Annotated in this window: 11 protein-coding genes; 3 read left to right on the top strand and 8 right to left on the bottom strand. The window is 46.7% G+C overall.

The window, feature by feature from the left end; translation table 11 throughout:
* Nucleotides 1-51: 51 nt before the first annotated feature.
* The 3 genes from V1499_RS10575 to V1499_RS10565 form a co-directional block, all read right to left on the bottom strand.
* On the bottom strand, nucleotides 52-1,236 hold the full coding sequence (locus V1499_RS10575; RefSeq protein WP_409276035.1) for a M20 family metallopeptidase: 1,185 nt from the start codon (nucleotides 1,234-1,236) through the stop codon (nucleotides 52-54).
* Nucleotides 1,237-1,254: 18 nt separating this feature from the next.
* Nucleotides 1,255-2,478, bottom strand: a complete 1,224-nt coding sequence (locus V1499_RS10570) for a Zn-dependent hydrolase (protein WP_409276034.1) — start codon at nucleotides 2,476-2,478, stop codon at nucleotides 1,255-1,257.
* A gap of 431 nt (nucleotides 2,479-2,909) precedes the next feature.
* Nucleotides 2,910-4,133: an amidohydrolase family protein gene (locus V1499_RS10565; RefSeq protein WP_409276033.1), complete on the bottom strand. Its 1,224-nt coding sequence runs from the start codon at nucleotides 4,131-4,133 to the stop codon at nucleotides 2,910-2,912.
* A 235-nt stretch (nucleotides 4,134-4,368) separates the two neighbouring features.
* Here V1499_RS10565 and V1499_RS10560 point away from each other — a divergent pair, with 235 nt between their 5' ends.
* The gene (locus tag V1499_RS10560; protein ID WP_409276032.1) at nucleotides 4,369-5,235 is read left to right on the top strand and encodes an alpha/beta hydrolase; all 867 of its coding nucleotides are present in this window, start codon (nucleotides 4,369-4,371) and stop codon (nucleotides 5,233-5,235) included.
* 220 nt (nucleotides 5,236-5,455) lie between these two features.
* On the opposite strand, the gene V1499_RS10555 is transcribed toward V1499_RS10560, so the two are convergent.
* From V1499_RS10555 to V1499_RS10535, 5 genes are all read right to left on the bottom strand, one after another.
* The gene (locus V1499_RS10555) at nucleotides 5,456-6,235 is read right to left on the bottom strand and encodes an ABC transporter permease (RefSeq protein ID WP_409276031.1); all 780 of its coding nucleotides are present in this window, start codon (nucleotides 6,233-6,235) and stop codon (nucleotides 5,456-5,458) included.
* Entirely contained in the window at nucleotides 6,232-7,140 is a 909-nt protein-coding gene (locus tag V1499_RS10550) for an ATP-binding cassette domain-containing protein (RefSeq protein WP_409276030.1), read from the bottom strand. Before V1499_RS10550 ends, V1499_RS10555 begins: the two co-directional genes overlap by 4 nt.
* Nucleotides 7,140-7,337, bottom strand: coding sequence for a PLD nuclease N-terminal domain-containing protein (locus V1499_RS10545; protein WP_409276029.1), 198 nt, complete (start codon nucleotides 7,335-7,337; stop codon nucleotides 7,140-7,142). The genes V1499_RS10550 and V1499_RS10545 overlap by 1 nt, the downstream gene beginning before the upstream one ends.
* Nucleotides 7,338-7,478: 141 nt before the next feature.
* Nucleotides 7,479-8,933, bottom strand: coding sequence for a PstS family phosphate ABC transporter substrate-binding protein (locus V1499_RS10540; RefSeq protein ID WP_409276028.1), 1,455 nt, complete (start codon nucleotides 8,931-8,933; stop codon nucleotides 7,479-7,481).
* A gap of 210 nt (nucleotides 8,934-9,143) precedes the next feature.
* On the bottom strand, nucleotides 9,144-10,652 hold the full coding sequence (locus tag V1499_RS10535; RefSeq protein WP_409276027.1) for a carboxypeptidase M32: 1,509 nt from the start codon (nucleotides 10,650-10,652) through the stop codon (nucleotides 9,144-9,146).
* Nucleotides 10,653-10,893: 241 nt separating this feature from the next.
* Here V1499_RS10535 and V1499_RS10530 point away from each other — a divergent pair, with 241 nt between their 5' ends.
* Nucleotides 10,894-11,229, top strand: a complete 336-nt coding sequence (locus tag V1499_RS10530) for a DUF948 domain-containing protein (RefSeq protein WP_409276026.1) — start codon at nucleotides 10,894-10,896, stop codon at nucleotides 11,227-11,229.
* 89 nt (nucleotides 11,230-11,318) lie between these two features.
* Nucleotides 11,319-12,239 (top strand): VanW family protein, encoded by a 921-nt coding sequence (locus tag V1499_RS10525; RefSeq protein ID WP_409276025.1) that lies wholly within the window; start codon nucleotides 11,319-11,321, stop codon nucleotides 12,237-12,239.
* The last annotated feature ends 10 nt before the right edge of the window (nucleotides 12,240-12,249 follow it).

Genomic DNA, 12,249 nt, shown 5'->3' with positions numbered 1-12,249 from the left:
GTCCTTCTATGTTAATAAAAACTTCCTTTAGCTTATACCAGTTCGCGAAGTTTACCCCAAAAACTTAAACGTCGTATGCAGGAACGTTTTCACGCCGATTTCCAGTGCATCCTCATCAATGGTGAATTTTGCGTGATGATGTGGATAAACGATCCCTTTGTCCTTGTTGCCGGCTCCGACATAGAAAAATGCGCCAGGAGCTTTTTGCTGGAATGCGGAGAAATCCTCGCCGCCCATGTTCGGGCGCATTAGGTCGAGTGTTTCTTCGCCGAATACTTCACGGACTGTTTCTTCAATGACCTTCGTGACCTCGGCGTCATTGATGACTGGGCGGTAGCCGAATTCATATTTGAAATCATAGGTTGCGGCATGGGCTTCGGTAATTCCTTTGATGACCCGTTCCATTACCGCAGGCATGGTTTCGCGCAATTTCGGGTCGAAGCTACGGACTGTACCGCACATTTGTACGGAACCCGGGATGACGTTATGCGTCGTTCCGCCAGTGAACTGGGTCACGGACAGGACAAGATTGTCAAGCGGGTCAGTATTCCGGGAAACAACGTGTTGGAGGTTTGTAACAACCTGGGCGGCAATCGCAATCGAATCGATTGTCTGATGCGGGAGCGCCGCATGGCCGCCTTTCCCTTTTACAGTAATCCAGAATGTATCAGGCGCGGCCATCATTGGGCCGTACACAACGCCAATTTTTCCAATCTCAAGCGGTGACCATAGGTGAGTACCGATGACGAGGTCGACGCCATCCATAACACCGGCCGAAACCATTTCCTCGGCGCCGCCTGGGAACAATTCCTCGGCGTGCTGGAACAGAAAACGGACTTCCCCTTTAATCTGGTCCTTCAAGCTGGACAGCACTTTCGCCGTCCCGAGAAGCATCGCAGTATGGCCATCGTGCCCGCATGCGTGCATGACGCCAGGGTTTTGCGATTTAAATTCGAACTCATTTTCTTCTGTGATCGGCAGCGCGTCCATATCGGCGCGGATAGCGAGAACCTTACCAGGCTGTCCGCCAATGAGCCTCGCCATAACACTCGTTTTTGTCGGCCTCGACAATTCCAACCCGTCAAATCCGGCAAGTGTATCAAAAACAAATTGTGCTGTCTTTTCCTCTTGGAATGATAATTCCGGGTTGCTGTGAAGATACCTTCTCCACTCTACTACCTGAGCAGAAATCTGTTCTGCCAGTCCGTTTAAGTTTAATGTTGCGCTTGTTTCCATTTTCCCCATCTCCTTCAGTTAGTTTGCCAGTTTTAAAAGAGTCCTGTATAGCACGTCCGCTCCGGCGGCGCAATCTTCCTGGGAAGTCCATTCCGCAGGGTCATGGCTGATGCCGTTTTTCGAACGGACGAAAATCATCCCGATCGGCCATAAACCTGTGAATTGCATCCCATCATGGCCGGCGCCGCTAGGCAGAGTCATTGTTTTCAAACCCGCTTCCGCAATTGACTCACGAACTGCCTGTTCGATTTCTTCATCGCAAGGCGCGGGAGGAACCCGCTGCAGGTCTTCGAAAGATAGTTTGACCCCCTGTTCCTCTGCTATCCTTCCCGCTTCTTTTAAAATTGCCCTTTCAACCTCATCCCGGGTTTCTTCATTAATATCCCTTAAATCGAGCGAAAACTCAACCCGGCCTGGAATGATGTTAATTCCGCCTGGGAAAAGATTGAGCTGGCCGACCGTTCCGACAGACGATCCTGTTTTAATAGCCTCCTGCTCAATCATCAACATCATCCGCGCAGCTGCTGTCATTGCGTCGCGGCGGATTCCCATTGGCGTATTACCGGCATGGCCTGCCTCGCCTTCCACCGTAAACTTCATCCAAAGCGGCCCGGCAATCCCAGAAACAACTCCGACCGCTAAATTCTCTTTTTCAAGAACCTTTCCCTGCTCAATATGTAGTTCAATATATGCTTTCACTTCTTCTTTTTTCCGGGCGGCCTTCCTGATTTCTTTAGGGTTGAATCCCGCTGATTCCATGGCTTCCGCAATGGAAATGCCATCCTTGTCCCTGTTTTCAAGCTCTTCAATCGAAATCAGTCCGGCAATCGCGCGACTTCCGAGCATCCCGAAGCTGAAGCGTGCCCCCTCTTCATCCGTAAAAGCGACAACCTCAATCGGATGCTCTGTTGTTACCCCATCCTCCTCCATCGTCTGCAGTGCCTCGATTGCCGACATCACCCCAAGCGGCCCGTCGAAATTCCCGCCGTCAAATACAGAATCGATGTGCGAACCAGTCATAACGACAGGTGTACCCTCAACTGTGCCTTCCTTCCGGCCAATCAGGTTTCCGGCTTCGTCCTCCCTAACCGAAAGGCCTGCCTCTCTCATAAATCCAGCGATTAAATCCTTCGCCTCCCGCTCTTCTTTTGTAAAAGAAAGCCGGGTAACGCCCCCGTTCTGTGTAGCTCCTATTTTACTAAGCTGCTGCAGCCTATCCCACAGCCGGTTCGAATTTACCATTCCTAACATCTCCAATTTGCAAATTATCATATAATTATAAAACTTATTATTACGAAAGGCGAACAATAAATACGAACAGTGCCTGTGACGCCCCGAATTTTCTTGTTTCACAAATCTGTTCCACAGTTGAATGGTTATTCGCTGCCTGCCCAATAGTGTCTAAAAATTGGGAAATCCGGATAAGTGTATCGAAAACCCGGATAAATCACTGCAAAACCCGGAAAACCCCCTCCAAAACCCGGATAAATTCCTTCAAAACCCGGATATCTACGAAAAACTTCCCCATCTACCCGTAGAAGTCCGCCCCACCGATCAAAATTCCACGAATCATCCCTTTTAACCCCCTGCATCCAAGCCGCAAGCCCATCCAACTACGCCGACAACACAAAAAAGACGGCATTTCGCCGCCTCTTCGCATACGAAATCCTATTTTAAAAGAAAAGCTCAACAGATTTCTTCGTTTCAACTGTAATCTTGCCGCTCTTCACTACGAAAAGCTTGGCTGGCATGTCGATGACTGCGTTGGTTACAGATTGAGTGTCGAGAAGGACAACGTCAGCGTTATTCCCGACTTCAATGCCGTATCCGGAAACTTGCATCGCTTTTGCAGGGTTTGTTGTAATCATCGGCAATACAGTTGGCAGGTCATCCGCCCCGCCAAGGTGGGCAGCAGGAATTGCGAGCATAGCAGTCAGCATCACGTCGCCCGTTCCGTATGGAGTGAAGGCGTTGCGGATGTTGTTTGTCGCGATACACATATTGACGCCGCCGTCGCGTAGTGCCCTAATTGGAGTCAATGCGCGGCGCACATTGTACTCGTCATGCCTTCCGCCCAGGTGAAGGTCGGTTGCGGGCAAGCTCATGACACTGATTTGCGCTTGAGCAATTTTTTCAATGATTGACTGCAAGCGGTCCTTTCGAAGCGCGCCGAGTGCAGTCAGATGGCCGACGGAAACGCGTCCTTGGTAGCCTTCATTTATTGTTTTTTCGCAAACGTATTCGATGGTCATTCCATCGGCACCATCTTTGAAATCCTGATGGAAGTCGATTGGCTTGTCGTATTTCTTAGCAATTTCAAATACGAGGTCGATATGTTTATCCCATGGAGTATCGTTGTAAGGGATGCCGCCGACAACATCCGCTCCCATATCCATAGCTTCGTACATCATTTCTTCTGTTCCAGGAGCTTTCAAGATCCCTTCCTGGGGGAACGCAACAACCTGGATGTCTACGATGCCCTTGTACTTTTCCTTCAGTTCTAGTACCGTTTCGAAACCTGTAAAGCCTTGGGAGGGATCGAACTCTGAATGCGTGCGGATGTGGGTAGTACCATGCTTGATCAGCATTTGAAGGGTACGTTCCGCCCGGTCGGCAATATCTTCTTTTGAAAAAGTAGGCTTCAGCTGGGCAGTTACCGACAGCGCTTCCTGCAAGGTGCCTGATTTGTTCGGAAGCCTGTCAGCAATCAACGCTTTATCCAAGTGGATATGGCTTTCAACAAGGCCAGGGATTAATACTTTTCCGTTCCCTTCGATAACCCTTGCAGCATCCACATTCAGTTCTTTTTCAATCGCTTCAATTTTTCCGCGTTTGATGGCAACGTCTTTCAGCTCTTCCCCATCCTTTAGCCTTACTTGCTTGAACAAAATATCCATTATACTGTCCTCCAGAATTTAAGTTTTACCTGCTTAAAATAATTTTAAATTCTCTCATTCATCATACGAAACGTCTGTATCCTCCGCAATTAATTCGTTTTTTTAGAATAAAATTAAATCTGAAAACTCCATTTCCCTTCCTTAAATCACCTTGATTTTTTGTCATTTTCCATGACAATTGCTATACTAGTATTATTTCTTACCAAGAACGATTTAGAGAAAGAAGTTGAATGATATGAAAACAACTATTGTGTACAAAACAACCGGCAACCTGGAACTGAAAGGGGATTTTTATCCGGTACCGGCCGGCTCGGCGCCAGTGATTATGTATATACACGGTGGTGGCCTCATTTGGGGCTCCCGCGATGATATGAAAGAAGAGCAAATCAAGCTTTATAATGACGCGGGTTTTGCCGTGTTCTCAATCGATTACAGGCTTGCCCCCGAAATAAAAATTCCTGAAATCAAACAGGATGTAGAGGATGCCCTCGTTTGGCTGAGAACAGAGGGTGCGGCCCAATTTGGAATTGACCCTGAGAAAATTGTCGTTTCCGGCGGTTCGGCTGGCGGCTACCTTGCCCTTTTAAGCGGGACGATTGAAACAAAGCCGAAAGCGATCGTTTCCTTTTATGGGTATGGAGATATTACGGGCAGCTGGGCTCTTGATCCAAGCCCATACTTTCTGGCGATGGCCAGAGTTCCAAAGGAGCTGCGGGCCATGCTTGTAAAGAAGGACCCCATTTCTGTAGGGCCAATCACCGAACGGTATGGAATTTATTTATATGGAAGGCAAACCGGAGAATGGATTGGGGATGTATCAGGAATTGACACCCTCTTCGAGAAGAAGCAGCTTCAAAAATGGTCTCCATTTTGGAATATCACCGCGGATTACCCTCCAACCATGCTTCTGCACGGCACGAAAGATGACGATGTTCCATACGAAGAATCGGAAAAAATGTCCCAGAAGCTGGCTGAAGCTGGAGTCCAAAATAAATTGATTACCATTCCCGGAGGCGCTCATTTATTCGATGAAAAAATGGACGACCCAGCGGTGAAGGACGCATTCTCTGAAGTCATCGACTTCCTGAATTCAGTTTTATGAAGGACAACTAAATAAAGTGAAAAGCTTCCTTAAATTTATTTTTCTAAACTAACATGTTTTCTGAAATTATTTTTACTAAAATAACAAGCTCTCAGAAACAATTATCTAAAATAACATCTTTCTTGATGTCGATTTTCCAAAGTGGAGCTTCCTAAAAATCCCTTCTTTAAATAAAACAAACCGGACTGGACTGGCCAGCCGGTTTGTTTTTTTACTAAGCCTAAGCAGCAAGTTCCTTTTTCCTAAAAACCCTCATCGCGAGGAAGAGCAAAATGACCAGGATCACGGCCGTTAGTACGACCGCCATAACCCCATCCCCTTTTAGACTGTCCTCGACAAGATAGATTGAAGCGTATGAAGGCAGCATGCCAGGGCTCCACTCAAGAAGATGCGAAAGTGAACTGCTGACGAGCATCAGAATGATCGAAGTTGCAGCGGATGCAAATCCCGCCGCACCTGGAACGCTAAAGATTGAACTGAATACAAGTGAAATTGTCACAATGAATGTCAGCCATAATCCTTCAATAAAAAATGAACCAAGAAACGAGTCAAACGGGACCCAATCAAAGAGTAGCCCGGTATAATACCATGTTACAAGATATCCGATAAAGAACGAGACCCAAAGGAGTAAAAGGGCGCCAACCCATTTTGCTGCGATAAAGTAGCCATGTTTCACGGGCTTAACAAGGATCATCGCGGCTGTCCCGCTTTTCACCTCGCCCGCTACGAGGCTCATGCATAAAAGGATAGTAATAATGAATCCAAACATATTGTACTGCCCGATGCCGCCAACGAGCACTTCCGCTGGGGCCGGCGTCGGGATTTCGATGATTGACCCTTCAGGTAGCCCGCCAAGCGAGTCAAGAATTTGAGGCATATAATAGATTGACAACGGCTCCTGCACACCGAGGATTATAAATACAATTGGAACCCAGACCAATTTATAGTTCCGCCACATTTCGAGTATTTCTTTTTGCAGAAGGGTTAGGAACTGGCTCATTTTCCCACCACCTTCATAAAGATATCTTCAAGTGTCATCCTGCTGGATTCAATCTTTGTAACCGGAAACTCGCCATTTGCTGCGATCTTCAGGATGCTATTCGTAGCTTTATCAAGGTCGGTAACGAAAATCTTCATTTGGCCGTTTGCGACCTCTATGTCATGTACATACTGGGCTGAAGCAAAAGCTCCTTTATAATCTTCTGCCTGGCCATTGAATTGCAGCTCAACCCTCGATTGCTTATGGCGTTCCCGTAATTCAACCATCGTACCCGATTCTACGATTTCCCCATTATGTAAGAAGAGAATTTCATCACAAACTTCCTCGGCATCATTTAAAATATGTGTGGAAAACAGGACTGTCGTTTCGTTTTTCAATTTTTCAAGAAGCTCAAGGACTTCCCTTCTGCCAAAGGGATCGAGCGCGGAAACCGGTTCGTCGAGCATAATTAGTTTTGGACGGTGAATCAGCGCCTGGGCGATACCGAGCCGCTGCTTCATGCCGCCTGAATATTTGCCAACTTGACGTTTTTTTGCCTCAGCAATCCCGACCATTTCCAGTAGCTCATCAGTCCTCTCTTTTGCTTCCTTTTTCGAAAGCCCGCCGAGTCTTCCCGCATAAGATAAAAATTCCTGGGCCGTCATCCAGTTATAATACACAGGAAACTGAGGCAGATACCCGATAAACTTCCGTAGATCTTCTCCTCTTTTCGCATCCGGGAAAACGATCGTCCCTTTCGTCGGCTCCATCAGGCCGGACAGCATTCTCAGTGTTGTGGTTTTCCCGGCGCCATTCGGTCCTAGCAAAGCTGTACATTTCCCTTTTTTCAAGACAAAGTCGAGCCCCTTGATGACTTCGTTTCCCTTAAAGCTCTTTTTAAGGCCGCTAATTTCGACGAGGGGCATTAAGTATTTCTCCTTCCAAAAATGAAATACACAATTGGCCCGATAAAACTGAATGCCAAAATAACCAACGCCCATACCCACTTCGGCCCGTTCGTCTCTTCAGTCCGAATTAGGTCAACAATCGCAACAACAAGCAACACTAGCTGAATCAGCAAAATCGGCAGCAATATGCCAAATCCAATACCGCCAACATCCATTTCTCATTCCCCCTTAACGTATATATGGTGACGATTCTGTGACTAAAGCCTCATTTTATAGTAGCATAAATAGCAATTTCGTCCATATTTTTCTATAAATTCTTCGGGAAATAACAATAAAAGGAATTAACTGATTCCTTCCTAATTTTTCAGCGGGATATAACCGACCTCTTCAACAAGGTTTTGGCCCTGGGGACCTTGCATCCAGCCGAGGAACGGATTAATTGTTTTTTTAGGATTATCCTTTAATGTAATGGCGTAAAGATTAACTACATAGGGGTAGCTGCCTGTTTGAATCGTTTCCGGGGTCGGTTTAACACCGTTAATCGCAAGCAGTTTTATCTCATTGTTTGGGCTCATGCCAGTTGTGAAAAAGCGGAACGAATACCCAAGGGCATTTTTGTAATTCCTATAGTCAGCGACCTCATCGATAATATCGCCCATCCCCCTGATTTCTTCCTTCAACGGGTCCATCAGCGGCGTTCCTTTCATGATGACCTGCATGATTGTTTGCGAACCTGAGCCTTCAGGCCGCTGAAACGCCCTGATCTTGTTATTTCCCCCGCCCACTTCGCTCCAATTCGTTATCCGACCTGAATAAATTCCTTTGATTTGGTCGATGGTAAGCGAATCGACCGGGTTCTTACTATTTGCAAAAAAGACAAACGCTTCCTTTCCGATTGGCGTAAGCACCAATTCCTTCCCTTGGGCCTCCGCAATCCGCTTCTGTTCCTCCGAAGGCTGCGCGCCAAAAAAAATATCAACCTCACCAGATAAAAGGCGTTCAAACGCGTAAATCGTATTCGTAAAACTGACAATTTCCCCGTATTTCTCGTTTCCATCATTGATGGCGGCGATGTTATTATAAACCGCGTTCGCGAATGCCGCATACACCGGGTAGGCTGCTTCTGCACCATCAAGAACCGGCATTTCTTCCTTTTTTTCAATTTTATAAGTGGCCGGTTCATTGAGTTTCGGCAAAATGTTTGATTTGTTAGTTACATAATAAGGGCTTAAGTCGACGCTCGAATAGCCATTTTCATACTTGAAACCGTAAGATGGCAAAACCGTCTGGCTCTTTTGCCAAAGGACATATCCCGAAACGGCAAGACAAATCGCAACGGTTAGGAGGCCGGTGGTGAAAGATTTCCAGTTTGGCCGATTCTGTTTATCTACCACTAAGTATGCAGCCAGGAAACCAAGGAAATAGGTGAAAGGCGCGAGAAAGACAAGCATGACTTCGCCGGCCAAAACATTTAGAAAGCTATTCGGAAGGAATGGGAAAAACAAGAAGATGAAACCCGCCCACAAATCATTTCCGAAATGCCCTTTTGTGGCAACCATAAGTATGGCCGCGGTGAAAACGGTAAGGAATAAAGGCAAAAACACAGGCAGGAACTTTTTGAATCCACTTAAATCGTTTCGATCATTTTTCGAAAAATACAAACCTGCGCCAATTCCACCCGCCAAATACCCAGCCGCACCGATTATCACTCCCATTTCACCCGCCGCAATCGATAGATAGCCTACAATAATCGATAGAATGATAGGAAACAGCACATAAAAGATAGCCACAAGAAAAAAAATCCTACGCAAGCCGACTCAACCCCTTTGGTAAGTTTAGTGTAATTTTACACTAAATGCGCATCTGAATTCAATCCGAAACTTGGCAATATTTTCTTAAGTGAGTAAAACGGCTGGTTTTTTTAAAAAAAAAGCCACCAAAAAAGAGAGCTTGCCAGGTGACAGGCCCTCTTTCAAATGCATAGGTGAACGGGGGTTGGCCCAGGCGCTTAGCACGTTGTTCTAGGAAAATTTATAAACCTCTGAATATTTCGCTTCCAGGTACTCGGTGAGGTAATCAGCGTTCAATTCTTCTCCTGTTACTCGGACAATCAGCTCATTTGGCCTGTAAAGCGAACCGTGCTGGTGGATTTTCTCCTTCAGCCAGCCGATGACCGGAGCAAAATCTCCCTTGGCAATTGCCGCTTCATAATCAGGCACTTCCTTCCTGATTGTATTCAGGATTTGCGCGGCATACAGGTTTCCAAGTGAATACGAAGGGAAGTAGCCGATTCCGCCAAATGACCAGTGGACATCCTGGAGGACGCCTTCCCGGTCCGTTGGAGGGGTGATTCCAAGGTATTCTTCCATCTTCCTGTTCCAGACGGAAGGAAGTTCATGAACCTCGATTTCGCCTGCCATGAGGGCTTTTTCAATTTCATAACGGACCATGATATGGAGGTTATACGTCAGTTCATCCGCTTCAACCCTGATAAATGAAGACTCAACAGTGTTAACCGCCCGATAGAAATCTTCCTCGCTGACAGCTCCAAGCTGCTCTGGGAAATATTCGATCAGCCTTGGGTAAAAATAGCTCCAGAACGCCTTGCTGCGTCCGACCATGTTCTCAAGGAACCGTGACTGGGACTCGTGAATACCGAAGGAAGTCCCTCCCGCTAAAACGGTCCCGTCATATTTCAAGTCGATGTTTTGCTCGTAAATCCCATGGCCCGCTTCATGGATTGTTCCGAAAAGCGCGGAGCGGACATTGTCTTCGAGATACCTTGTCGTCAGGCGGACATCACCGATCGTAATGCTTTGCGCAAATGGGTGGACAGTTTCATCTAGCCTGCCTGCTTCCATGTCAAAGCCGATGATCGGCAAAATGAAGCGGTTGAATTCCTTTTGCTTCTCAACATTGTATTTCTGGCTGAAAATTTCCGAAGGAGTCTGGTGCGGCGATTTCTTGATCCGTTCCAAAAGCGCGACGCTTGTGTCCCGCAGCCTTGCAAAAAGCGGGTCTAGCTTGGCCACCGTCAGGCCTGGTTCAAATTCATCGAGTACCGCATCATAAGGATGTTTTTCGTAGCCGAACAACTCGGCGAATTTCCGCCTGAATGCAACAATTTTTTCAAGGTACGGAGCGAAATGGCCGAAGTCATCGTGCTCCCTCGCATGCTCCCACGCGTCATTCGCTTGGGCTGTCAAAATGGCGAATTCTTTAAAGTCCTCTGCGGGAATCCGCTTTGAACGATCATACTGTTCCTTCCGCTCGCGAACCTGCGCAGCTGTTACTTCATCAAGTTCAGCTGATTCCGATGTCAATTCCTCAAGCAGCCTGCCCATCTCATCTGAAACGGACAGCTTGAACGCTTCCGTCCGCAATGTGCCAATCGATTTGGCGAACTGGGCGCGCCCTTTTTTCGGTGCCATTACTTTCTGATCCCAATCGGCAAGGCCTGATATACTTTGGAAATGGGTAATTTTTTCGTCAAGTGCTTTAAAATCTTCAATTGCTTTCTGTCTATCCATTGATTTTCCCCCCTCTAAAAATTGCCGCCCTTAATCGGGTGGGCCGCTTCCCCATTATACCCGTTTTTTCTTTCCCCCTCCAAAAAATAACTTAAATTTTCAAATAAATCATTCAAACATGATGGGCTGTAAGGCACCTTCATACTTTAAGGGCTCTATCTATTCAGGCTTGCTGAAGATTTAGTTAAAAATCGTATTTTTCGGGTAAAAATAAAAAAACGAGTGTGGGAGGAACTATCGTATGTGGATTATTTATTTAAGTATAGCTGCCATCATCCTGTCACTGGCATACCTAGGGTTTGTCGCCTTCAAAACATTCAAGGAAGCAAAACCTGCCATCAACAGACTGAATGAAACGATCGCAAGGGTCCAACAAAAAGCCGATACGCTAAAAGTTGAATCGGACCAGCTTACGAAAAGCCAACAGGAAATTGTCGCGGACATCGATTACAAAAAAGAGGCTGTTTCCTTTACTACAGATGCTGCCAAAGATACCCTTGCCACTTTTAAAAAGCTGGTGAAAATCAAGCCAATCGCGAAGGTAAGAAGGAAGAAGTCCAGGACACCCGCTTATTGATATTCATAAAACCCGCCCATTATTGGCGGGTTTTTATCATTATTTCCCCTCCGTTCATCCATACTAGAGATGAGGAGGGAAACCCGAAGATGATAAAAGCAGTCATACTGTCAGCTATCTTAACTTTATTGCCAGTAAGCCATCACCCGTTATTCATCGAGTCTGACGGACAACTCGTCACTGTCATTCACCGTGAGGATATTACCCTTCTCCCAGTTCCGGGCAGTGCCTTTCCAGACACATACAAAGTCTCAAATTTATTGGACAGCCTAGAAAAAGAAGTGGAGGCTCCACCCGAAAACGCCAAAATCGATGGATCCGGAACAATCGTTCCCGAAAAGGCCGGCATTAAGCTTGATCGCGAAAAGATGGAGGAGATTTTGTATTCCTTTATTTATTCCGGGAAACCTTTGCGGACCGAAATACCGACCAAAACGATCTATCCCGATGTTGACAGCGAGCTGCTCGACCACATTCGGACAAGACTGATCGGCCGCTATAGGACTTTTTTTAATGGGGGCAATAAAGAACGCGCTCATAATATCAAGCTTGCCACTGAAACGCTGAACGGCAAAGTCGTTTTCCCAGGTGAAACTTTTTCCTTTAATAAAGCGATTGGAAAAAGAACAGCGGAGCGTGGGTATATGAAAGCCCCTGTTATCGTCCGCGGAGAATTATCCGAAGGGATTGGCGGAGGAATTTGCCAGGTTTCCTCCACTTTGTTCAACGCGGCGGATAATGCCGGCATGTCGATTCTCCAGCGGTATTCGCATACAAAGGCTGTAACCTATGTACCCTCTGGCCGCGATGCGACAGTCAGCTGGTACGGGCCTGATTTTGTTTTTAAAAATCCGTACAGCCAGCCAGTGTTAATCCGGGCCAATGCGTATGGGAGCACATTATCAGTTACCTTGTATTCTGCACCGAACATTGAGTTCAAGCCGCGGAGCATCCCGGGCGCGCCCGCCATCCTGCCCGAGGAAACGACGTTCAAGAATTCGGGACGATAAGTTCGCTTGT

The sequence above is a fragment of the Neobacillus oceani genome (assembly GCF_046237595.1).
GTDB classification, from domain to species: Bacteria; Bacillota; Bacilli; order Bacillales; family Cytobacillaceae; genus Bacillus_D; species Bacillus_D oceani.
Note: the sequence above shows the minus strand (reverse complement) of the source record. Positions and strands in the feature narration are given on the sequence as shown.